This is a genomic window from Acidovorax benzenivorans, from assembly GCF_028680575.1.
GTDB lineage: Bacteria > Pseudomonadota > Gammaproteobacteria > Burkholderiales > Burkholderiaceae_C > Acidovorax > Acidovorax benzenivorans.
The window spans coordinates 53,166-73,814 of sequence record NZ_JAPCKI010000022.1; the positions used below are offsets into that span (position 1 = coordinate 53,166).

A 20,649-nucleotide genomic window follows, 5' to 3' on the forward strand; every position below is an offset into this window, starting at 1 on the left:
CATTCATACCTTCTCGGGCAGCGCAATGGCGGCCAGGGGTAGCTCGATGGTCACCTGCGCGCCCCCTTCGGGGCGGTTGTGTGCTGCGACGCTGCCTCCCAGGGTTCGGGCCACATTGAGCACCAGGTACAGACCCAGACCACCGCCGGGGCGGTTTTTGGAAGACTGGTACGGGGTACCCAACTTGGACAACATGTCGGGTGCAAAACCGGGGCCTGCATCGGTCACGGTCATGCGCAAGGCGTCTGCATTGCGCGTGACGGTCAACCGCACCCAGCCAGGTGAAGCGTCACGTGCATTGTCCAGCACATTGAAAACCATTTGTTTGAGGGTGGTGTCCGACACCATGGGGGTGTCGGCACCAAAGTCGTTGTCATAGTCAAACTGGGGAATGGTGCGGGTGCTGCGCCATTCCTGCGCCAGCGCATCCACAAACGTGCGCACGGTGGTCTGCACCGATGCCTCGCCGCGCGTTTCACCGGCTGAGAGCAGGATGCCGCTCACGATGCTTTTGCACCGCTGTACCTGGGTCTGCATCTCGGCAATGTCTTCCTTGAGCGCTGCGTTGGTGGCCATCCGCTTGTCATGCTGCCAGTCGCCCAGGATCACTGCCAGAGTGGACAGCGGTGTGCCCAGCTCGTGCGCGGCGCCAGACGCCAGCAGGCCCATGCGCACGATGTGTTCCTCTTCGACGCGGCGGCGGCGCGCTGCTGCCAGGCGGGCATCACGCTCGCGCAGGTTGCGGTTGATGCGGGTGATGAACACCATGACCAGCGTGGCGTTGAGCACAAAGCACACCAGCAGGCCCAGCACATACAGACTCGACAGGCCCTGGTGCAGGTCTTGGGGCAGGGCCAGCGGCAGGTGATGGTCTGCCAGCGCCGCAAAGCACAGGGCCGTGATGATCACGATGGACCAGATGTAGGCACCGCGCAGCAGCACGGCGCCGAGCGTGATCTGCAGCAGGTACAGAAACACAAAGGGGTTGCTGGTGCCGCCGCTCAGGTACAGCTGCACGGTGAGCACTGCCACATCAATCAGCAGCGCCAGGAACAGCTCTACGTTGCGCACCACGCGGCCCGTGCGCAGGCGCAGCAAGCTCACCACATTGAAGACCGCCAGGCAGCCGACGACAAGCAGCATCTCCTGCAGCGGCAGTTTCAACCCCAGGCTGTAGTGCGCCATTTCGATGGTGAACACCTGGCCCACCACTGCAATCCAGCGCAGCTCGATCAGTTGCTGCAGGTTCTTGATACCGGCAGCCGCGTCGGCTGAACGCGCATTGCGCTGCGCGGGGGGCGGGACGGGGTCAGGGCGTTGTGGGAGGGTGTTCATCGTTGGTCGGTAGGCGGCTGGCAGCCTGCGCGCCCATGCGGCGCTCGTAGCGTGCCACATACCAGCTCGCCACCACAACCATGAGCGCAAGACCATACCAGGTCAGGGCGTACACCAGATGGCTGTTGTGAAACCGGATGACGGTCATGCCCGCGCGGGGCCAGCTAGGGGCGGCTGAGGCAGCCGCTGTTGCAGCCGGAAGTCCGGCGTCTACAAAAAACGGAGCGGCCTGAGGTAGATCCAGCGCGCGGCTGATGGCCGCCACGTCGCGTGAGTACCAGCGCTGCTGCGCCGGGTCGTTGGTGCGCAGAAAGCCACCGCCCGGCTCGGACATGCGCAGTAGCCCCTGCACGGAGGCCGGGCTACCGGCAGAGGGCGGGGCTTCCAGCCATTGGGCGCGCTGCTCTTGGGGCACAAAGCCCTGGTTCACCAGCACCTGGGTTCCGTCACCCCGTTGCAGAGCGGTGATCACCCAGAACCCCGCGCCCAGCTCGGTGACTGCCTGCGTCAGCACCGTCTTGCCGGGCAACCAGTGGCCCTGAAAGACCACGGGCAGGTACTCATGCCGGGCGGCGTTGATGTCCGGCCATTGCTCCACGGGGGGCAGGGCGACCGGAGCGGCATGCACCCGTTGGTCCACCCTCTCGATGAGGTCCAGCTTCCAGGTACGGCGCTGAACCTGCCAGGTACCCAGTGACACAAAGCCCAGGAACAAGGCAATGCCCAGCACCAGCAGGACCACGCGGCGCAACCCCCGGCGCGGTAGGGCCATGGTGGCGTGGGCTGCAGGCATCAAGGTGTGGCGTGCCCTGATGCTTCGTGCGTGGGAGGCGTGGGAGGCGTGGGAGGCGTGGGGGTGGGGTGCTCCGGCATCATGTTGGCGTTCATGTGGAACATCACCCACAAGGTGCCCGCAATGGCGATGGCCACGAACACTCCCGTGAAGATGGTGGACAGCAGAGTCCAGCCGCCTTCGACCTTGCCGTTCATGTGCAGGAAGAACACCATGTGCACCAGGATCTGGATCACGGCAAAGCCGCCCAGCACCAGCACGGCGGTGTTGCGGTCGGCAATCACCTTGGCCATCACCAGCCAGAAGGGGATGGCTGTGAGGATGACGGACAGCACAAACCCGATCATGTAGCCGGAGAAGGTGCTGTGGGGACCCGCGTCATGGTGGTGATCGTCGTGCCCGTGCGCATCGTGCGCGTGTGTTGCGTGTTGTGCGCTCATTTACAGCACCCCCATCAGGTACACAAAGGTGAATACGCCGATCCAGACCACGTCCAAGAAGTGCCAGAACATGGACAGGCACATCAGGCGGCGGTTGTTCTCGGGGATCAGGCCGTGCTTGTTGATCTGCAGCATCAGCACCACCAGCCAGACCAGGCCGAAGGTGACGTGCAAGCCGTGGGTGCCCACCAGCGTGAAGAAGGCAGACAGGAAGGCGCTGCGCTGAGGGCCAGCGCCTTGGTGGATCAGATGCTGAAACTCGTACAGCTCCAGCCCCAGGAAGCACAGACCAAACAGGCCCGTGATGCCCAGCCACAGCAGCGTGCCTTTGACGTCGCCCAGCTGCTTGCGCAGCATGGCAAAGCCGAAGGTGATGGAGGACAGCAGCAGGAAGGCCGTGTTGATGGCCACCAAAGGCAGGTCAAACAGCTGGGCGCCGGTAGGGCCTGCCGCATAGCTGCGGCCCAGCACGCCGTAGGTGGCAAACAGGGCGGCAAAGATGAGGCAGTCGCTCATCAGGTACAGCCAGAAGCCCAGGGCGGTGCCGTTTTCGGGATGGGGCTCGTGCGCGAGGTGGTACGCGCGCGGGGCCAGGGCGCCTGCTGCGGCGCCAGCGTGGATGCGGATATCAGACATGGCGGGCCAGTTGGAGTGTGCGGGCTTCTTCGGTGGAGATCACTTCGGATGTCGGGATGTAGAAGTCACGCTGGTAATTGAACGTGTGGACGATGGCGGCCAGCAGCAGCGTGGCAAACGACACGCCTGCCAGCAGCCACATGTGCCAGATCAGCGCAAAGCCGAACACCAACGACAGCCCCGAGATCACCACACCGGCGCCGGTATTGGCGGGCATGTGAATGGGCCGGAAACCACCCAGCGGGCGCTTGTATCCGTGCTTCTTCATGTCCCACCAGGCGTCGATCTCGTGCACCACGGGGGTGAAGGCAAAGTTGTAGTTGGGCGGGGGCGATGAGGTGGCCCACTCCAGCGTGCGGCCGTCCCAGGGGTCGCCCGTCCAGTCGCGCAGTTGCTCGCGCTTGAGGTAGCTCACCACCAGCTGGATCAGGAAGCAGCCAATGCCTGCGGCAATCATGGCCGCACCGATGGCAGCGATCACGAACCAGATTTGCAGCGACTGGTCTTCAAAGTGGTTGGCACGGCGCGTGACACCCATCAGGCCCAGCACATACAGCGGCGTGAACGCCACCCAGAAGCCCACCAGCCACAGCCAGAAGGAGTACACGCCCCAGGTGCGGTCCAGCTTGTAGCCAAACGCCTTGGGGAACCAGTAGTTGATGCCCGCGAACATGGCAAACACCACGCCGCCAATGATCACGTTGTGGAAGTGGGCGATCAGGAACAGGCTGTTGTGCAGCACGAAGTCGGCTGGGGGCACGGCCAACAGCACGCCGGTCATGCCGCCGATGGCGAACGTCACCATGAAGGCCACAGTCCACATCATGGGCAGCTCAAAGCGGATGCGGCCCTTGTACATGGTGAACAGCCAGTTGAAGATCTTCGCGCCCGTGGGGATCGAGATGATCATCGTCGTGATACCGAAGAAGGTGTTCACGCTCGCGCCCGAGCCCATGGTGAAGAAGTGGTGCAGCCACACCAGGTACGACAGGATGGTGATACACACCGTGGCGTACACCATGGAGGTGTAGCCGAACAGGCGCTTCTTGCTGAAGGTGGCCACCACTTCGGAAAACACGCCGAAGGCGGGCAGCACCAGGATGTACACCTCGGGGTGGCCCCAGATCCAGATCAGGTTCACGTACAGCATGGGGTTGCCGCCCAGCTCGTTGGTGAAGAAGTTCGTGCCCACGTAGCGGTCCAGCGACATCAGCACCAGCGCGGCCGTGAGTACGGGGAAGGACGCCACGATCAGCGCGTTGGTGCACAGAGCCGTCCAGGTAAAGACGGGCATCTTCATCAGGCTCATGCCCGGCGCGCGCATCTTGATGATGGTGACGATCAGGTTGATGCCCGAGAGCGTGGTGCCCACCCCGGCGATCTGCAGCGCCCAGATGTAGTAGTCCAGCCCTGTACTGGGGCTCTGTGCCCCCAGGTTGGACAACGCCAGCCAGCCGGAGGTCGAGAACTCGCCCAGGAACAGCGACACCATCACCAGCACAGCGCCAGCGGTGGTCATCCAGAAGCTGAAGTTGTTCAGGAACGGGAAGGACACGTCGCGCGCGCCGATCTGCAGCGGCACGAGGTAGTTCATCAGGCCCGTGACCAGCGGCATCGCCACGAAGAAGATCATGATCACGCCGTGGGCGGTGAAGATCTGGTCGTAGTGGTGCGGCGGCAGGTAGCCCATGTTGTCGCCAAAGGCCATGGCCTGTTGCAAGCGCATCATCACGGCGTCGGCAAAGCCGCGCAGCAGCATCACCAGGCCCAGGATCATGTACATGATCCCGATGCGTTTGTGGTCAATGCTGCAGATCCAGTCGCGCCACAGGGGCCCCCACAGGCGGAACTTGGTGATGCCCGCCATGACGGCAATGCCGCCCAGGACCACGGCAATGAAGGTCCACAACACGATGGGCTCGTGCGCCATTGGCACGGTGTCCCAGCTCAGACGGCCCAGCGCCCAGTGGGATGGAGAAAGGGTTTCGGAGGTCATAGGGAGGCTCATTGACGGATGCTGGCGCCGGAATTGGATGCCGGTGCGTTGCGGGATTCGAGTGCGGCCACCACCTGGGCGGCGTTTTGCACGGTGCAGACGTCCTGAGACAGGTTCAGCCCCACGGCGCGCACATAGGCGTCACCGCCGCTGGCGTCAATAGCCATCATGTGGTGCATGCACATCTTTCCGTCTTCCACGCAGCGGTTGAGTACCTTGTCGTACAGGCCTTCTTCCACCGAGGCAAAACGCTGCACTGGGTCACGCTCGCTGGGCTTGACCAGGTTCAGGTAGGTCCCCTTGTCCAGGGGCTTGCCCTCGGTTTTGGCTTTTTGCACCCACTGCGCAAAGTCGTCATTGCTCAGGCCGTGGAACTTGAACGTCATGCCCGAGAAGCCCGCGCCGCTGTAGTGCGACGACATGCCCTTGAACACGCCAGGCTGGTTGATCACAGCGTTCAGCTCGGTCTGCATGCCGGGCATGGCGTAGATCATGCCGGCGAGGTCTGGCACATAAAACGCGTTCATGGTGGATGTGGCCGTCAGCTTGAACAGGATGGGGCGGTCCACCGGGGCTGCCACTTCGTTCACGGTGGCAATGCCTTGCTCGGGGTAGAAGAACAGCCATTTCCAGTCCATGGCCACCACCTGCACTTCAAGCGGCTTCACGTCGGTGGGGACGGCGCGTTGCGCATCAATGCGGTCCAGCGGACGGTAGGGGTCGAGCTTGTGGGTGCCGATCCAGGTGATGGCGCCCAGTGCAATGATGATCAGCAAGGGCACGGTCCAGATCACCAGCTCCAGCGTGGTGGAGTGGTGCCATTCCGGGTCGTACTCGGCCTCGGTGTTGCCCTGGCGGTATTTCCAGGCAAACAGCAGGGTGAGGGCGATGACCGGCACGATGATGATCAGCATCAGCAGCGTGGCGGTGATGACCATCTGGCCTTGCTGGGCAGCGACGTCACCGGCGGGGTTGAGCACGACAGCCTTGCTGCAGCCTGCCAGGCTGCCCAGGGCAGCCAGAGCGAGCAGCCAGGTGGGCCCACGAAGTTGGGGAAGTTTGAGCATGTGAAGAGCGCGATCAGTGCGTTTTTTCAGGGTAAACGCGGATACCGGAATGTGTGCGAATGTACTTGCGCTAGCTTTTTTGTCGATTGGACATTTTGTCCAAGGTCAAACCAAGCCGCCCCAATTGGGTGCAAATCGGGGTTTTGCAGAACATTTTCGGCATCGGGCATAGTGAAAGCGCACTTGTGGCCCGCAGAAGTTGCGTGTAGAACGAGGTGGTCTTAGCTACACAACGTCAAGGAGTCATGTTCATGAGCAGCCCCGCCACTGCCACTTACCCTGCGGCCGGTTTTCAAGAAAGCGCCGCCTCTCTCTCGCGGGCTGATACGCATGAAGACGTCACCCCCAGCGAAATCGCTGTGGGCGTGATCATCGGGCGCTCGTCCGAGTATTTCGACTTTTTCGTTTTCGGGATCGCCTGCGTTCTTGTCTTCCCGTCCTTCCTGTTTCCCTTCCTGTCCCGCCTGGACGGCACGCTGATGGCGTTTGCGCTGCTGGCCGTTGCCTTTGTGGTCCGCCCGGTGGGCACCGCCATCTCCATGGCCATCCAGCGGCGCTGGGGGCGGGGCACCAAGCTGACCATTGCACTGTTTGTGCTGGGCGTCTGCACGGTGGGCATGGCGTTTTTGCCTGGCTACAAGGATGTGGGCACCGCCGCCATCGTGGCCTTGCTGATCCTGCGCGTGGGCCAGGGCCTGGCGCTGGGTGGTTCGTGGGACGGCCTGCCGTCGCTGCTGGCCATGTCGGCCCCCAAGGAGCGCCGGGGCTGGTACGCCATGATCGGCCAGCTGGGCGCGCCGCTGGGCTTTGTGCTGGCTGCGGGCCTGTTTGCCTACCTGTACAGCAGCCTCACGGTGCAAGAGTTTCTGGCCTGGGGCTGGCGTTATCCGTTTTTTGTGGCCTTTGCCGTGAACGTGGTGGCCCTGTTTGCGCGCCTGCGTCTGGTGGTGGGGCAGTCGTACTCCGAACTCCTCAAGGACCGCGAGCTGCAGCCCGTGCCCGTGAGCCGCGTCATGCGTGACGAAGGCAGCAACGTGCTGCTGGGCGCTTTTGCGGCGCTGGCCAGCTTTGCGCTGTTCCACCTGGTCACGGTGTTTCCGCTGTCGTGGATCACGCTGTACTCTGACCAGCCTGTCACCCAGATTCTGGGTGTGCAGATCGTCGGCGCGTTCCTCGCGGCGGGCGCCATCATGGTGTCGGGCTGGCTGTCGGACCACCTGGGCCGCCGCAAGCTGCTGGGCGGCATGGCGGTGCTGATTGGCGTGTTCAGCTTCATGGCGCCGGTGTTGCTCAACACTGGCGAAGTGGGCAGCACCATGTTTTTGCTGCTGGGCTTTGTGCTGCTGGGCCTGTCGTACGGTCAGGCATCGGGCACGGTCACGGCCAACTTCTCGCCCCAGTACCGCTACACCGGCGCCGCCCTGTCCGCCGACCTGGCCTGGATCATTGGTGCAGCCTTCGCACCGCTGGTGGCCCTGTATCTGTCGTCGCAGTTTGGTCTGCTGGCGGTGACGGTGTACCTGCTGTCGGGTGTGGCCTGCACGCTGGGTGCGCTGAACCTGAACCGCCGCATGGAGCGTCGCGACCGGTAGCAGTGTCGTAGTTTTGCTATTAAATAGATAGCTGTTGGCGCTTGTATATCAAGCGCTAGAGGCTAAAATGGTTTGGATAAAGCGCCCGGTATCTACCGGGCGCTTTGTTTTTTTTGGGGGGGGCCGTAGCGCTTCAAACGCCATAAAACCGTTCACGCTGAGCTTGTCGGAGCGCCTGCAGGGCTTTGATAAGCCCGTCCTGAGTCTGTCGAAGGACTCAGCCCGAACGGTTGTGAATGTTCGAACGCAAGTCTGTGTCAGTCCTGTGGCCTGAAACCAATGGTCAGTGAGGAGGGCACGCGCCCGTCCACATCGCGCGGCAGCGTCTCGGTCTTGTCCAGGGCCCGCAGCACGGCATCGTCCCAGGCCTTGTTGCCGCTGGACTGCGCCAGGCGCTTGCCCACGATGGTGCCGTCGGGCGCCAGCTTCACTTCCACCTCGGCGCGCGGGTTGCCCGAGATCGCGTCCGGGTACACGATGTTGGGCTTGACCTTGGCGGCCACCTTGCCGCCGTAGCTGCCCGAGGGGCCTGCGCTGCGCTGAGCTGTGCCTGTGGCGTTCTCGCCCCCCGTGGCCCCTGCCATGCCCTGGATGCGGCGCAGGTTGGCCTCACGCTGTTCAGCCAGTTGCTTGCCCTCGGTTTCTGCCTTGCGCTTGGCGGCTTCGTCGGCCTTGCGCTTGTCTTCAGCCAGCTTCTTCTGCTTATCCTGCTCGGCCTTTTTCTGCTCGGCCAGCTGCTTTTCGCGCTGTTCCTTTTCTTTGTCGCGTTCCTTTTGCAGGCGCTCTTTTTTCTCCTGCTCCAGGCGGTCGCGGCGTTCTTCTTCCTTGCGCTCACGCTCGCGCTTTTCGCGCAGCTGCTGTTGCTCGCGGGCTTTCTTTTCCTGCTCCAGGCGCTTTTTCTCGCGTTCGATGGCGATGTCTGCCTCGCGCGTGTCGGGTGGCTCTGCGGCCCGCACGGGGGGCGCAGGGGGTGGGGGAGGGGTGACTTGCTGCACCGGAGGTGGTGGCGGGGGCGGTGGGGGCTCCACGGCGCGCGGGGCGGCCTGGGTGGGCACGGCGGCCCACAGTTCGGCCTCTACGGCGGGCTGGTCGGCCGTGTTCTTCCAGTTCACGCCCCAGGTCAATGCGCCGATCAGCACCGCATGCACCAGCACCGCCAGCGTGATGGCGCGCAGGCGCGCCGGTGGGCGGGGCGGGGCAAACTGGTCGCGGTCGGAGTGAGCGTGCATGGGCGTCTGAGCGGTGCCGGGCGGGTTCGGTTCAACCGCCTTGCTTGACCGACAGGCCTACGCGTTGCACGCCTGCCTTTTGCAGGGAGTCCATCGCCTTCACCACGGTTTCGTATTGCACGCCTTTGTCGGCGCTGATGACCACGGCACTCTCGGGACCCTGGCTCTTTTGCCAGCGGCTGGCGGCGTCGCCAATCTCGCGCTGGTTCAGGCTGCGGGTGGCTTCGGGGGTCTTGAACTGCAGCGTGCCGTCTTTGTTGACGATGACCTGGGCCACCACCTTGGGCATGTTCTTGCTTTTGCCAACGCTAGGCACATCGATAACGCCGGGCGTGAGCATGGGCGCTGTCACCATGAAGATGATGAGCAGCACCAGCATGACGTCGATGAACGGCACCATGTTGATCTCGTTGATGGTGCGGCGGCCTCGGCCGCGGGATGCCATGGCGGGCATGGGCGTACCCCTTAGTGGCCCGAGGCCGTATGGCCTGTGGGTGCGGGCTGGGCGCCCAGGTTGCGCTGCAGGATGTTGGAGAACTCTTCGATGAAGGTCTCCTGGTGCGTGGCCAAGCGGTCAATGTCGCGCGCAAAGCGGTTGTAGGCGATCACGGCAGGGATGGCCGAGAACAGGCCGATGGCAGTGGCGACCAGTGCCTCGGCAATGCCCGGGGCCACGGTAGCGAGCGTGACCTGCTCCATGCCTGCAAAGCCGGTGAACGCATGCATGATGCCCCACACGGTGCCGAACAGGCCCACGTACGGCGACACGGAGCCGACCGAGGCCAGGAACGAAAGGCTCGATTCGACCACGTCCATCTCGCGCTGGAAGCTGGCGCGCATCGCGCGGCGCGCGCCGTCCAGCAAGGTGCCGGGGTCGGTGATGCGGCGTTCGCGCAGCTTTTGGTATTCGCGCATGCCGCTAGCAAAAATGCGCTCCATGGGCCCCGCCTGCTTGGCGTTTTGTGCGGCGGCGGCGTACAGGTCATTGAGGCTGGTGCCCGACCAGAACTCGCGCTCGAAGTCCTCGTTGAGTGTCTTCACGCGCTTCAAGGCAAACAGCTTGCGGAAGATGGCGGCCCAGCTGGCCACCGACACGCCCAGCAGCAGCAGCATCACGAGTTGCACCACCCAGCTGGCGTGCAGCACCAGGGAGATGATGGACATGTTTTGGGAATTCATGGTGTGAGTTGTTCCAGGAGGGTGCTCGGAATTCTGGTGGGGCGCAGGGTGTCGGCATCAACCCATCCGATACGGATGCTGCCTTCGGTCAGCAAGGTGGGGGACTGGTCGGTCATCTGCTCTGGTTTCAGGAGCGCCTGCTGCACTATTGTCAATGATGCGCGGCCACTGCTTTGGAGGGCGGCGGTAACAATCAGTTCATCGTCCAGCCGCGCGGGCCGGTGGTAGCGCAGCTGCGCGTCGGTTACGACAAACATGCCGCCGGTTTGTTCCCGCAATCGCTGCTGGCCCACACCCAGCGACCGCAGCCACTCGGTGCGCGCCCGCTCAAAAAACTTGAGGTAATTGGCGTAGAACACGATGCCGCCCGCATCGGTGTCCTCCCAATACACGCGGATCGGAAACTCGAAGGCCATGGTGCTTTACCCGAGCAGGCCCTTCAGCCGCGCCACGGACTCTTGCAACTGCGCCATGGAGTTGGCGGTGGAAAATCGGATGAAACGCTCGGGCTCGGCCGTGCCAAAGTCGCGCCCTGGCGTGACGGCGATGTGCGCGCGGCGCATCAGCTCAAACGCAAAGTCCCAGCTACCGGTCACACCCAGGTGCTGCGCGGCCTGTGTGCAGTCGGCCCAGGCGTAGAACGCACCATCGGGCATCACCGGCACATCCAGGCCCAGGGACTGCAAGGCCGGGATGAAGAAGTCGCGCCGGGCCTTGAACTCGGCGCGGCGGCGTTCGTATTCGGCAATGCTTTCCGGCTCGAAGCAGGCCAGCGCTGCGTGTTGCGACACGGTGCTGGCGCAAATGAACAGGTTCTGCGCCAGGCGCTCGACCACCGGCACCATCGCCTCGGGCACCACCATCCAGCCCAGGCGCCAGCCGGTCATGTTGAAGTATTTGCTGAAGCTGTTGATGCTGATGATGTTGTCGTCGATGGCCAGGGCCGTGTGGCCAAACTCTTCCTCGTACGACAGGCCCAGGTAGATCTCATCGATCATCGTGATGCCGTCGTTCGATCGCACCACGTCGTGGATGCGGCGCAATTCGTCGGGGGCGATGGAGGTGCCCGTGGGGTTGGACGGCGATGCCAGCAACACGCCTCGCGTCTTCTCGCCCCAGGCGGCACGCACCTTGTCGGCGCTCAGCTGGTAGCGCTCGGCGGCGGTGGTGGGCAGCAGCACGGCCTTGCCTTCTGCGGCGCTCACGAAGTGGCGGTTGCAGGGGTAGCTCGGGTCAGGCATCAGGATTTCGTCGCCCGACTCGATGAGCGCCAGGCACGCCAGTTGCAGCGCGGCCGATGCACCTGCCGTCACCACGATGCGGCGCGCAGGCACGTTGACGCCAAAGCGGCTTTGGTACCAGCCGCTGATGCGCTCGCGCAGGGCATCCAGCCCCAGCGCGTTGGTGTATTGCGTGGCGCCACTGTGCACGGCGCGCGCGGCGGCCTCTTGCACCAGCGGCGGTGCCGTGAAGTCGGGCTCGCCGATGTTCAGAAAGATCATCGGATCGCGCGTGCCTGCCACCTCGCGGGCCAGGGCCTGCGCGGCCTTGGCCACTTCCATCACGTAGAACGGTTCAATGCGCTCGGCGCGCGTGGAAAACTTCATGGGAAGGCGTCCTGCCCGCTGCAGGTCGGGCGTTGGTTCACAACCAAAAGGGAGAAGGCTCCGGGCGTGGCAGTCGGGTGCACGCGCGGGGCCGGTCGCGGTGCGCTCAGGCTTCGTCCGTGGGCGCTGGGGCCGATGACGACGCGCCCGAGGCCTTGTCGGCGGCTACTTCCACCGCGCGCAATTGGGGGGCCAGGCCGTTGAGCACGGCGTTCACGTACTTGTGCCCGTCTGTGCCGCCAAACTCCTTGGCCAGTTCGATGCACTCGTTGAGCACCACGCGCCACGGCACGTCCAGGCAGTTCTGGAACTCGTACACACCGATCCACATCGTGGCGTGCTCGATGGGTGATATCTCGGCCATCTTGCGGTCCAGCAGTGGGGTGATCAATGCGTCCATGCTGGCAGCGTGCTCGATGCAGCCATGCAGCAGCGCGTCGTAGTGCGCCGAGTCGGCCTTGTGAAAGCCCGCCAGGTCGCGCGTGAACGCGTCGATGGCATGGGCGTCGTTGCCGCCCACCAAGTGCTGGTACAGCGCCTGCAACGCAAACTCGCGCGCGCGGCTGCGGTTGGACTTGGAGGCTGCCTTGCGCGTGCCCGTGCTCTTGAGGCCCGTACGGGACTGCTTGGGTGGGCGTGCCGACGAAGGCGTAGGGGTGTTTTCGCTCATGACAGCTCGTCCAGCAGGTTGGCCATTTCCACCGCAACGCGGGCAGCGTCAGTGCCCTTCTCGGTCTGGCGGGCAATGGCTTGTTCCATGTTCTCGGTGGTGATGATGGCGTTGGCAATCGGGATCTGGTAGTCCAGTGCCAGCCGCGTCACGCCCGCGCCGGATTCGTTGGCCACCAGTTCAAAGTGGTAGGTCTCGCCCCGGATGATGCAGCCCAGCGCAATCAGCGCGTCGAACTCATCGCTTTCGGCCATGGCCTGCAGGGCCACGGGCACTTCGAGTGCTCCGGGCACCAGCACGTGCTTGATGTGCTTTTCTTGCACGCCCAGGGCCAGCAGCTCTGCGCGGCAGGCGGTGGCCAGGGTGTTGGTGATGCTCTCGTTGAAGCGGGCCTGCACGATGCCGATGTGCAGCTTCTTGCCGTCCAGGTGGTCCGAGCTTCCTTTTTCTGCGCCAAACATAGTCGTTATTCCTTGGGGATGAAGCCGGTGATTTCGAGGCCGTAGCCGGTCATGCTGGGCATGCGGCGGGGCTGGCCCATGAGGGCCATCTTGTGTACGCCGCACTCGCGCAGGATCTGCGCGCCCACGCCATAGGTGCGCAGGTCCATGCGGCCGCGCTCGGGGGCCTGGGCGGAGCGGGCGGTGCCATCAAACTGCGCCAGCAACTGGGCGGCGCTTTCGCCGCAGTTCAGCAGCACCGCCACGCCCTGGCCCTGCTTGGCCAGGTACTGCAGGCTGGTGTCCAGGCCCCAGGAGTGCATGGAGCGGTTGACTTCGAGCGCATCGAACACCGACAGTGGCTCGTGCACGCGCACCGGTACCACGTCGTCGGTGCTCCACTGGCCCTTGACCAGCGCCAGGTGCACGGCTTGGCTGGGTTTGTCGCGGAACGCGTGGGCGGTGAATTCGCCATAGGCGGTGTGCAGCGTACGCGAGCCCACTTTTTCCACCAGCGACTCGTTGCGGCTGCGGTATTCGATGAGGTCGGCAATGGTGCCGATCTTGATGCCATGCTCTGCCGCAAACAGCTGCAGGTCGGGCAGGCGGGCCATGGTGCCGTCGTCCTTCATGATCTCGCAGATCACCGATGCGGGGCTGCAGCCGGCCATGGCGGCCAGGTCGCAACCGGCTTCGGTATGGCCCGCGCGCATCAGCACGCCGCCGTCCACCGCTTGCAGCGGGAAGATGTGGCCGGGCTGCACCAGGTCGCTGGGCTGGCTTTTGCGGTCCACCGCCACTTGCACGGTGCGGGCGCGGTCTGCGGCCGAGATGCCGGTGGTCACGCCCTCTGCCGCCTCGATGGAGACCGTGAAGGCCGTGCTGTACACCGTGCCGTTGCGTGCGGCCATGGGCGGCAGCTTGAGGAACTCGCAGCGCTCGCGCGTGAGCGTCAGGCAGATCAGGCCTCGGCCAAAACGAGCCATGAAGTTGATGGCCTCGGGGGTGACGTGGTCGGCGGCCAGGACGAGGTCGCCTTCGTTTTCGCGGTCTTCTTCATCCACCAGGATGACGATGCGCCCGGCGCGCATCTCGGCCACGATGTCCTCGACGGGCGAGATCGGCACGGGGGTGAGGGGGGAAGTCATGAAAAGGAGGCTTTCGTTGGGGCCGCTTGCGTGTTAGCGGTGCGGCGCAGCGCAGGTTCCTGTGGTCGGGGCCCCGGCTGTATTGCCAGCGAGCCCCCAGAACCGCCCAAAGAACATGCGATGCGGCGCTGCCGCACGTCACAGGGGCCAACTGGTATGCAGGGCCTCTGCAGAAACAAAGGCGCGATTTTAGTTCACCCAGGCCCAGCGCGGCAGGTCTTGCCCCGCTTGGCCCTTGCCGCAGCTCAAATGGCTGAGCCCTGCAGCACCACATCCGACGTGGGGTAGGCCACGCAGGGTAGCACGCAGCCTTCTTCCTTTTCTTCGGCTGTCAGGCCCGGCCATTCGATGGCGTAGCGCACCGTGCCCTCGACCAGCTGGCCCAGGCAGGTGCGGCAGGTGCCGTTGCGGCAGGAGCTGGGCCAGTCGATGCCGCCTTGCTCCAGTGACAGCAGCAGGGGTTGCTCGGGCCAGGCGTCGCATTGCTGGCTGTCGGGTTCGACCTTGGCGATGAAGAAGGGAACGGCGGTGGGTGTGGTCATGGGGCGTGTTACTTCAGGGGGTGCGGGCTGCGTGGATCCACACCAGCAGCAGGTTGTTGGCGGGCATTGCATGCCGCGCGGCCAGTTGCAGGCCGGCCTGGGCGGCGACGGCAGCCACGTCTTCGAGGCGGCGGATGCCCCAGCTCGCGTCCTGCGCGCGCAGGCTGGCGTCAAAGGCCAGGTTGCCGGGGGCGGTGGGCACGCCGTCTTCCAGGTATGGGCCGTAGGTGACGAGGCTGCCATCCGGCGCCAGGTGTCGCGCGGCGCCTTGCATCAGCCCGGTGCTGCAGGCCCAGGGCGCGATGTGCAGCATGTTGGCGCAGTAGACCAGGTCGAACGAAGCGGCACCGAACGCCGGGCCCTCGTTGGGCCAGCGGTCGTTCAACACGTCCAACTGCTGCGGCGCCAGCACGTTGCGGGCACCGGCCTGCGCTGCCCAGGCGGTGATCGACGCGAAGTGGGTGTGGTGCAGGTCCGTGGGCTGCCAGGTCCAGCCGGGCAGGGCGGCGGCAAAGTGCGCGGCGTGCTGGCCGGTGCCGCTGGCAATCTCCAGCGCAGCACCGGTGGGCGGCAACAGGGCCAGCAGCTGCGCCAGGATGGGGCCCTGGTTGCGCTCGGCGGCGGGGCTGTGCCGGAGTGGGGTGGTGGACACGGAATGTTTTGGTGTTTTTGACATCTAGCGCTTATCTGGTAAGCGTTAGTAGCTATGAAATAAAGAGCGAACCGAAGCACGCCGACGTGGACTGTACCGCAGACGCTTCACCCGCTCATGCTGCCTGTTTTTTAAGCGGTACAAGAAGTTTCCTTGTGAATCAATGACTTAAGACTGTCATACAAGGCTTGTCCAGAGTTATCCACAAGATTGTCCAGTGCGGGCAGGGATAACCGGGAGTTTTGGGGCCGTTTGATGGGTGTCGGCAGCGGGGGCGGGTCGGTTGTTGTAATTGCCTGTTTTTTGAGCGTCACAAGGATAGTCCTTGTAAATCAATCACTTAACAAGGTCATACAAGGCTTATCCAAGGTTATCCACACCATTGTCCAGTGCGGAACGGGATAACCGTCGCCATGATTTGCTGTGTTGCCTAAAAATAATGCAATGCAGGGTGTTTCCTTACAAATCAAGCACTTGGCGTTGTCATACAGGACTTGTCAAAACTTATCCACATGATTGTCCAGTGCTGGCAGGGATAACCCGCAGGTTGATGTTCAGGGGGTGACCTTTACGCCCTTCCAGAACGCCACGCGGCCTTTGATCTCTTCGGCCTCGGGCTTGGGGTCGGCATAGAACCAGGCGGCGTCGGTGTTCATCTCGCCGTTGACCAGCAGCGACAGGTAGCTGGCCTGGCCCTTCCAGGCGCAGGTGGTCTTGTGGTTGCTGAAGGTGAAGTAGTCGCGGTGGAGCGCGGTTTCAGGAAAGTAGTGGTTGCCTTCCACCACCACGGTGTCGTCGCTTTCGGCAACTACTACGCCGTTCCAGATTGCTTTCATGGGAGATCCTTGGGTAAAAATGGCTGCTAGCGCCAGTGTTTGGTGTTCTGACAGCTATCAAAAGATGAGTGTCGGAGGGCTGTGCGGCGCTGGCTTCTGGCTTGCGCCGCCACCGATTATTCCCAATGTGCGGTGCTGGTGTGCGCAGCGCATGCAAAGCGCTGGAGCGGGCGGCAGCGCATCCAGTCGCCTGTGCAACCTGCGCGCCGTCCGGCGTGGCTTACAGTGCACCGCGCGGCGCCAGCGTCATTCGGCGTGGTTCAGCCCATTTCCTTGCTTCCTATTTATTCATTGACCGATTGAGACAACAGGAGAACCTTCACCATGGGTATTGATTTCCAAGGCCGCGTGGCCATCGTGACGGGCGCAGGCGGCGGCCTGGGCCGCCAGCATGCACTGGCGCTGGCCAAGCGCGGCGCCAAGGTGCTGGTCAACGACCTGGGTGGCGCGGTAGATGGCAGCGGCGCCACGGTGGGCGCGGCGCAGGCAGTGGTCGATGAGATCCGCGCAGCGGGCGGCGAGGCGCTGGCCAATGGCGCGTCGGTCACCGACTTTGCTGCGGTCGAGGCCATGGTGCAGCAGGCCATCGATGCCTGGGGCCGGGTGGATGTGCTGGTCAACAACGCCGGCATCCTGCGTGACAAGTCGTTTGCCAAGATGAGCATGGACGACTTCAACCTGGTGGTGCAAGTCCACCTGATGGGCGCTGCCAACTGCTGCAAGGCCGTGTGGCCGCACATGGTGGCCCAGCAGTACGGCCGCATTGTCATGACCACATCGTCCACCGGCCTGTACGGCAACTTTGGCCAGGCCAACTATGGCGCGGCCAAGCTGGCCCAGGTGGGGCTGATGCAGACCCTGGCCATCGAAGGCGCCAAGTACAACATCCACGTGAACGCCCTGGCCCCCACGGCCGCCACGCGCATGACCGAGGGCCTGATGCCCCAGGAGGTGCTGGACGCCCTGAAGCCCGAGGCCGTGGTGCCCGCCATGCTGGTGCTGGCGCACGAAAGCGCGCCCACGCGCACCATCCTGTGTGCCGGTGCGGGCACGTTCGAGGCGGCCCATATCACCCTCACGCAGGGCATTCATCTGGGCATCGGTGCCGATGTGCCCGAGCAGCTGGCAGCCCGCCTGGCCGAGGTGACGGAGCGTGCGGGCGAGCAAGTACCACAAAGCGGCGCAGCCCAAGGAACCAACGAAGTTGGAAAGGCCTTGGCCGCAAGGGCTTGATTTCCCCAGAGGCGGGCCAGCGCTCAACGTGCTAAGTTCCGGGCCGACAGAAGTTGGATCGGTACATACATATGAGCAAACTGCACGAGAGACTGGCTGCCTACCCGGCGGAGGCCCTGGGAGGGATTCGCCGCGGCATTGAAAAAGAAGGGCTGCGCGTGCTGCCCACCGGTGGCCTGGCCCTCACCCCCCATCCGCTGGCGCTGGGCTCGGCCCTCACTCACCCCCTGGTCACCACGGACTACAGCGAGTCGCAGCTGGAGCTGATCACCGGCGCCCACAAGGGCGTGCAGCAGTGCCTGGATGAGCTGACCGAGGTGCACCAGTTTGTGCACCACACCTTGAAGGACAGCGGCGGCGAGCTGCTCTGGGCGTCCAGCATGCCCTGCGGCCTGCCCACCGACGAGACGATTCCGATTGGCCGTTACGGCAGCTCCAACGTGGGCCGTGCCAAGAGCGTGTACCGCATGGGCCTGGGCCACCGCTATGGCCGGCGCATGCAGACTATTTCGGGCATTCACTACAACTGGTCCCTGCCGGGCGTGGACAGCGAACAGTATTTCGCGCTGATCCGCAACTTCCGCCGCCACGCGTTTGTGCTGCTGTACCTGTTTGGCGCCTCGCCCGCGCTGTGTCCGTGTTTTGTGGAAGGGCGCGAGCACCGTTTGCAGCCCATGGAGGGCGGCAGCGCGCTGTACCTGCCCCACGCCACGTCGCTGCGCATGGGCCGCCTGGGCTACCAGAGCGACGCGCAAGCCACGCTGGCCGTGAGCTACAACGGCCTCACGGGCTACGCCAACTCGCTGCACGAGGCGTTGACCAAGCCTTACTCCGCCTACGAAACCGTAGGCGTGCGCAACCCGGGTGGCGACTACAACCAGCTGGGCACCAGCCTGCTGCAAATCGAAAACGAGTTCTACGGCACCATCCGCCCCAAGCGCACCGTGCGCACGGGCGAGCGCCCGCTGCACGCGCTGCGCGAGCGCGGGGTCGAATACGTCGAGGTGCGCCTCATGGACCTGGACCCGTTCGTGCCAGTGGGCATCACGGCGCCCACCATGCGCCTGCTGGACGTGTTCTTGCTGCACTGCCTGCTGTCCGATAGCCCGCCCGACACGCCAGCCGAAATTGCCGAACTCAAGCAGAACCAGCACCTGACCGCAGAGCGCGGCCGCGAGCCCGGCTTGCAACTGTCGCGCAACGGCCAGAGCGTGCCGCTGACCGAATGGGGTGCCGAGGTGCTGGCCGCCTGCGAGCCACTGGCCGCAGCGCTGGATGCCACCCATGGCACCAACGACTACAGCGCCGCGCTGCGCGACGCCCGCGCGCTGATGGCAGCACCAGAGCGCACACCGTCGGCCCGCGTGCTCGACAGCATCGTGCAGGCTCATCACCACAGCTTTGAATCCTTTGCCCGCCAGCAGTCCGCTGCCGCGCGCGATGCGTTGCTGGCCCTGCCCTGGACGGCGGAGCAGCAGGCGCGTTACCTGGCGATGGCCGACGAGTCGATTGCCGCGCAAAAGGCCATCGAGGCTGCAGACACGCTGCCGTTTGAAGAATGGCGCGAGCAGTACATGGCGGTGGAGCAACTGGGCTGAGAGTGCGACCCGTGCCGAGTGGCATGGGCGTGCTATTGATTTGGTAGCTGCCGGGGCATATCACACTAGCGCTGCTGGCCAAAAAGACTTCAAAGTCAGTTTGGCAGCTGCAGCAAGGCCTCTTGCCGCCAGTATTCGGCGGCGCTCAGAAATCCCTCCCACACGCAGCCATTGCAGCCCCGTCCGCAGCAGGTGGTGGGTTCGGGCGGCGGGTTGCGCAGCGTGATGCCCGCAGCGGCCGCGCGCTGCTGCAGCGCCGTGAACATGGCTTGCGCCGTGGCACCGTCCACAGCCGGTGCCGGGGCCATCACCTCGGGCAACGTCACGGCTGATGGCGCCCGGCCTTGGCGCGGCGCAGGCCGTACTGCACCCCGAACGCAATGCCCAACACCAGCGCAAACCAGCCCACCAGGGCCGCCTGGTTCATGAGGTCGCGTACGCTGCTGGAGCGGGCGACATAGGGCGCCAGCAAGATGACCAGTCCGATGAGGGCCAGGGTCACGCCCTTGAACAGCAGCTCCTTGTCGGCCTTGGTGGCGGTGGCTTTGCGCGGGGTGTCAAGAGGGGCTGGCATGGAGGTCAAATAGCGCCGTGGCGTGGGGCAAGTGGGACCGCGATTATCCTTGCCACCCTTAGAACCTGTTGAATCAAGAAGAAAGTACCCCCGCATGGCCATCCAGTGGTTCCCCGGTCACATGCACCTGACCCGCAAAGCCATCACCGAACGCATCAAGGACATTGACGTGGTGATCGAGGTGCTGGACGCGCGCCTGCCTGGCTCCAGCGCCAACCCGCTGCTGGCCGAGATTACGGGCCATAAGCCCACGCTCAAGGTGCTCAACAAGCAGGACGTGGCCGACCCCGAACGCACGGCGCTGTGGGTGGACTGGTACAACGCCCAGAGCGACACGCGCGCTTTGCCGCTGGATGCGTCCGACCCTGCGCCCACGCGCAAGCTCATCGACGCCTGCCACCTGCTGTCGCCCAACCGGGGCGGCATGGCCAAGCCCATGCGGGTGCTGATCTGCGGCGTGCCCAACGTGGGCAAGTCCACGTTGATCAATACGTTGAGCAACAAGCGCCAGGCCAAGACGGGCGACGAGGCGGGCATCACCAAGCTGGAGCAGCGCATCACCCTGGCCGACGACTTTTACCTGTGGGACACGCCCGGCATGTTGTGGCCGCGCATCGTGGTGCCCGAGAGCGGCTACAACCTGGCCGCCAGCGGCGCCGTGGGCCGCAATGCCTACGACGAAGAGCTGGTCGCGCTGGAGCTGCTGCGCCGTCTGCAGAAAAACTACGCTCCGTTGTTGGAGGCTCGCTACAAGCTGGGCCTGTCTGCGGGTGCCGTGGCCGAGATGCACGATGAAGAACTGCTCGAAGCCATTGGCCGCAAACGCGGCGCTATGCTGGGCGGCGGCCGGGTCAACCTGCAAAAGACGGCCGAGATTGTTATGACGGACTTTCGCACCGCCATCCTGGGCCGCATCACGCTGGAGACACCCACAGAGTTTGAAGCCTGGCGCGCGGCAGGCCTGGCGGAGGACGCCAAGCGCCAGGCCAAAAAAGACGCGCGCGCCAAAGCCAAGGGCAAGGGCTCGGGGGTGCGAGAGCCCGCCCCGAACAGTGACCAGGACTGAACGGCGGGGCCTGCCT

Annotated in this window: 23 protein-coding genes; 4 read left to right on the forward strand and 19 right to left on the reverse strand. The window is 64.3% G+C overall.

Annotated elements, in window-relative coordinates:
* Nucleotides 1–3: 3 nt before the first annotated feature.
* Genes OIN59_RS23505 through cyoA form a run of 6 tightly spaced genes read right to left on the reverse strand, consistent with a single transcriptional unit; the run spans nt 4 to nt 6,267 of the window.
* A complete protein-coding gene (locus OIN59_RS23505; protein ID WP_274114419.1) occupies nt 4–1,335 on the reverse strand; it encodes an ATP-binding protein in 1,332 nt (443 codons plus the stop codon).
* Entirely contained in the window at nt 1,310–2,128 is an 819-nt protein-coding gene (locus OIN59_RS23510; RefSeq protein ID WP_274114420.1) for an SURF1 family protein, read from the reverse strand. Before OIN59_RS23510 ends, OIN59_RS23505 begins: the two co-directional genes overlap by 26 nt.
* Nucleotides 2,128–2,568, reverse strand: a complete 441-nt coding sequence (gene cyoD / locus OIN59_RS23515) for a cytochrome o ubiquinol oxidase subunit IV (protein WP_274114421.1) — start codon at nt 2,566–2,568, stop codon at nt 2,128–2,130. The genes OIN59_RS23510 and cyoD overlap by 1 nt, the downstream gene beginning before the upstream one ends.
* Nucleotides 2,569–3,204, reverse strand: coding sequence for a cytochrome o ubiquinol oxidase subunit III (cyoC, locus tag OIN59_RS23520; protein WP_274114422.1), 636 nt, complete (start codon nt 3,202–3,204; stop codon nt 2,569–2,571). It lies immediately after the preceding gene.
* Nucleotides 3,197–5,200: a cytochrome o ubiquinol oxidase subunit I gene (gene cyoB, locus OIN59_RS23525; RefSeq protein ID WP_274114424.1), complete on the reverse strand. Its 2,004-nt coding sequence runs from the start codon at nt 5,198–5,200 to the stop codon at nt 3,197–3,199. Before cyoB ends, cyoC begins: the two co-directional genes overlap by 8 nt.
* Nucleotides 5,201–5,208: 8 nt before the next feature.
* Nucleotides 5,209–6,267 carry a ubiquinol oxidase subunit II gene (gene cyoA, locus OIN59_RS23530; protein ID WP_274114425.1) on the reverse strand — a complete coding sequence of 353 codons (1,059 nt, stop codon included), beginning with the start codon at nt 6,265–6,267 and terminating at the stop codon, nt 5,209–5,211.
* A gap of 251 nt (nt 6,268–6,518) precedes the next feature.
* Between cyoA and OIN59_RS23535 the strand changes: the two genes are divergently transcribed.
* Nucleotides 6,519–7,859: an MFS transporter gene (locus tag OIN59_RS23535; protein WP_274114426.1), complete on the forward strand. Its 1,341-nt coding sequence runs from the start codon at nt 6,519–6,521 to the stop codon at nt 7,857–7,859.
* A 257-nt stretch (nt 7,860–8,116) separates the two neighbouring features.
* Here the strand turns inward: OIN59_RS23535 and tolA are convergent, their stop codons facing one another.
* The 11 genes from tolA to OIN59_RS23590 all read right to left on the reverse strand — a co-directional run bounded on the left by tolA (nt 8,117) and on the right by OIN59_RS23590 (nt 16,162).
* The gene (tolA, locus tag OIN59_RS23540; protein WP_274114427.1) at nt 8,117–9,088 is read right to left on the reverse strand and encodes a cell envelope integrity protein TolA; all 972 of its coding nucleotides are present in this window, start codon (nt 9,086–9,088) and stop codon (nt 8,117–8,119) included.
* A gap of 31 nt (nt 9,089–9,119) precedes the next feature.
* A complete protein-coding gene (locus OIN59_RS23545; RefSeq protein ID WP_274114428.1) occupies nt 9,120–9,542 on the reverse strand; it encodes an ExbD/TolR family protein in 423 nt (140 codons plus the stop codon).
* A gap of 11 nt (nt 9,543–9,553) precedes the next feature.
* The gene (gene tolQ, locus OIN59_RS23550; protein ID WP_274114429.1) at nt 9,554–10,267 is read right to left on the reverse strand and encodes a protein TolQ; all 714 of its coding nucleotides are present in this window, start codon (nt 10,265–10,267) and stop codon (nt 9,554–9,556) included.
* Nucleotides 10,264–10,683 (reverse strand): tol-pal system-associated acyl-CoA thioesterase, encoded by a 420-nt coding sequence (gene ybgC / locus OIN59_RS23555; RefSeq protein WP_274114430.1) that lies wholly within the window; start codon nt 10,681–10,683, stop codon nt 10,264–10,266. The genes tolQ and ybgC overlap by 4 nt, the downstream gene beginning before the upstream one ends.
* A gap of 6 nt (nt 10,684–10,689) precedes the next feature.
* Nucleotides 10,690–11,874, reverse strand: coding sequence for a pyridoxal phosphate-dependent aminotransferase (locus OIN59_RS23560; protein WP_274114431.1), 1,185 nt, complete (start codon nt 11,872–11,874; stop codon nt 10,690–10,692).
* A gap of 106 nt (nt 11,875–11,980) precedes the next feature.
* Nucleotides 11,981–12,544, reverse strand: coding sequence for a transcription antitermination factor NusB (gene nusB, locus OIN59_RS23565; protein WP_274114432.1), 564 nt, complete (start codon nt 12,542–12,544; stop codon nt 11,981–11,983).
* Nucleotides 12,541–13,005: a 6,7-dimethyl-8-ribityllumazine synthase gene (gene ribH, locus OIN59_RS23570; protein ID WP_274114433.1), complete on the reverse strand. Its 465-nt coding sequence runs from the start codon at nt 13,003–13,005 to the stop codon at nt 12,541–12,543. Before ribH ends, nusB begins: the two co-directional genes overlap by 4 nt.
* 5 nt (nt 13,006–13,010) lie before the next feature.
* Complete coding sequence (ribBA, locus tag OIN59_RS23575) at nt 13,011–14,132, reverse strand: bifunctional 3,4-dihydroxy-2-butanone-4-phosphate synthase/GTP cyclohydrolase II (RefSeq protein ID WP_274114434.1); 1,122 nt, start codon at nt 14,130–14,132, stop codon at nt 13,011–13,013.
* A 245-nt stretch (nt 14,133–14,377) separates the two neighbouring features.
* A complete protein-coding gene (locus OIN59_RS23580) occupies nt 14,378–14,674 on the reverse strand; it encodes a 2Fe-2S iron-sulfur cluster-binding protein (RefSeq protein ID WP_274114435.1) in 297 nt (98 codons plus the stop codon).
* 13 nt (nt 14,675–14,687) lie between these two features.
* The gene (locus OIN59_RS23585) at nt 14,688–15,326 is read right to left on the reverse strand and encodes a DUF938 domain-containing protein (protein ID WP_274114436.1); all 639 of its coding nucleotides are present in this window, start codon (nt 15,324–15,326) and stop codon (nt 14,688–14,690) included.
* A 554-nt stretch (nt 15,327–15,880) separates the two neighbouring features.
* Entirely contained in the window at nt 15,881–16,162 is a 282-nt protein-coding gene (locus OIN59_RS23590; protein ID WP_274114437.1) for a DUF427 domain-containing protein, read from the reverse strand.
* 324 nt (nt 16,163–16,486) lie between these two features.
* Here OIN59_RS23590 and OIN59_RS23595 point away from each other — a divergent pair, with 324 nt between their 5' ends.
* Both OIN59_RS23595 and gshA read left to right on the forward strand, forming a co-directional pair.
* Nucleotides 16,487–17,395, forward strand: a complete 909-nt coding sequence (locus OIN59_RS23595) for an SDR family oxidoreductase (protein WP_274114438.1) — start codon at nt 16,487–16,489, stop codon at nt 17,393–17,395.
* Between the two features lie 71 nt (nt 17,396–17,466).
* Complete coding sequence (gshA, locus tag OIN59_RS23600; protein WP_274114439.1) at nt 17,467–18,993, forward strand: glutamate--cysteine ligase; 1,527 nt, start codon at nt 17,467–17,469, stop codon at nt 18,991–18,993.
* 95 nt (nt 18,994–19,088) lie between these two features.
* On the opposite strand, the gene OIN59_RS23605 is transcribed toward gshA, so the two are convergent.
* Together OIN59_RS23605 and OIN59_RS23610 are read right to left on the reverse strand one after the other, a co-directional pair.
* A complete protein-coding gene (locus OIN59_RS23605; protein WP_274114449.1) occupies nt 19,089–19,301 on the reverse strand; it encodes an oxidoreductase-like domain-containing protein in 213 nt (70 codons plus the stop codon).
* Nucleotides 19,302–19,315: 14 nt separating this feature from the next.
* Entirely contained in the window at nt 19,316–19,567 is a 252-nt protein-coding gene (locus OIN59_RS23610; RefSeq protein WP_274114440.1) for a hypothetical protein, read from the reverse strand.
* 94 nt (nt 19,568–19,661) lie between these two features.
* Here OIN59_RS23610 and ylqF point away from each other — a divergent pair, with 94 nt between their 5' ends.
* Nucleotides 19,662–20,633: a ribosome biogenesis GTPase YlqF gene (gene ylqF, locus OIN59_RS23615; RefSeq protein WP_274114441.1), complete on the forward strand. Its 972-nt coding sequence runs from the start codon at nt 19,662–19,664 to the stop codon at nt 20,631–20,633.
* Nucleotides 20,634–20,649 lie beyond the last annotated feature (16 nt).

Coding starts and splice junctions, on each gene's coding strand:
- OIN59_RS23560 (WP_274114431.1), bottom strand. CDS start 11,874: ATGAAGTTTTCCACGCGCGCCGAGCGCATTGAACCGTTCTACGTGATG.
- nusB (WP_274114432.1), bottom strand. CDS start 12,544: ATGAGCGAAAACACCCCTACGCCTTCGTCGGCACGCCCACCCAAGCAG.
- cyoA (WP_274114425.1), bottom strand. CDS start 6,267: ATGCTCAAACTTCCCCAACTTCGTGGGCCCACCTGGCTGCTCGCTCTG.
- ribBA (WP_274114434.1), bottom strand. CDS start 14,132: ATGACTTCCCCCCTCACCCCCGTGCCGATCTCGCCCGTCGAGGACATC.
- OIN59_RS23580 (WP_274114435.1), bottom strand. CDS start 14,674: ATGACCACACCCACCGCCGTTCCCTTCTTCATCGCCAAGGTCGAACCC.
- ylqF (WP_274114441.1), top strand. CDS start 19,662: ATGGCCATCCAGTGGTTCCCCGGTCACATGCACCTGACCCGCAAAGCC.
- OIN59_RS23505 (WP_274114419.1), bottom strand. CDS start 1,335: ATGAACACCCTCCCACAACGCCCTGACCCCGTCCCGCCCCCCGCGCAG.
- tolQ (WP_274114429.1), bottom strand. CDS start 10,267: ATGAATTCCCAAAACATGTCCATCATCTCCCTGGTGCTGCACGCCAGC.
- OIN59_RS23545 (WP_274114428.1), bottom strand. CDS start 9,542: ATGCCCGCCATGGCATCCCGCGGCCGAGGCCGCCGCACCATCAACGAG.
- OIN59_RS23510 (WP_274114420.1), bottom strand. CDS start 2,128: ATGCCTGCAGCCCACGCCACCATGGCCCTACCGCGCCGGGGGTTGCGC.
- gshA (WP_274114439.1), top strand. CDS start 17,467: ATGAGCAAACTGCACGAGAGACTGGCTGCCTACCCGGCGGAGGCCCTG.
- OIN59_RS23535 (WP_274114426.1), top strand. CDS start 6,519: ATGAGCAGCCCCGCCACTGCCACTTACCCTGCGGCCGGTTTTCAAGAA.
- cyoB (WP_274114424.1), bottom strand. CDS start 5,200: ATGACCTCCGAAACCCTTTCTCCATCCCACTGGGCGCTGGGCCGTCTG.
- OIN59_RS23610 (WP_274114440.1), bottom strand. CDS start 19,567: ATGCCAGCCCCTCTTGACACCCCGCGCAAAGCCACCGCCACCAAGGCC.
- cyoD (WP_274114421.1), bottom strand. CDS start 2,568: ATGAGCGCACAACACGCAACACACGCGCACGATGCGCACGGGCACGAC.
- OIN59_RS23590 (WP_274114437.1), bottom strand. CDS start 16,162: ATGAAAGCAATCTGGAACGGCGTAGTAGTTGCCGAAAGCGACGACACC.
- cyoC (WP_274114422.1), bottom strand. CDS start 3,204: ATGTCTGATATCCGCATCCACGCTGGCGCCGCAGCAGGCGCCCTGGCC.
- OIN59_RS23605 (WP_274114449.1), bottom strand. CDS start 19,301: ATGGCCCCGGCACCGGCTGTGGACGGTGCCACGGCGCAAGCCATGTTC.
- OIN59_RS23595 (WP_274114438.1), top strand. CDS start 16,487: ATGGGTATTGATTTCCAAGGCCGCGTGGCCATCGTGACGGGCGCAGGC.
- tolA (WP_274114427.1), bottom strand. CDS start 9,088: ATGCACGCTCACTCCGACCGCGACCAGTTTGCCCCGCCCCGCCCACCG.
- ribH (WP_274114433.1), bottom strand. CDS start 13,005: ATGTTTGGCGCAGAAAAAGGAAGCTCGGACCACCTGGACGGCAAGAAG.
- ybgC (WP_274114430.1), bottom strand. CDS start 10,683: ATGGCCTTCGAGTTTCCGATCCGCGTGTATTGGGAGGACACCGATGCG.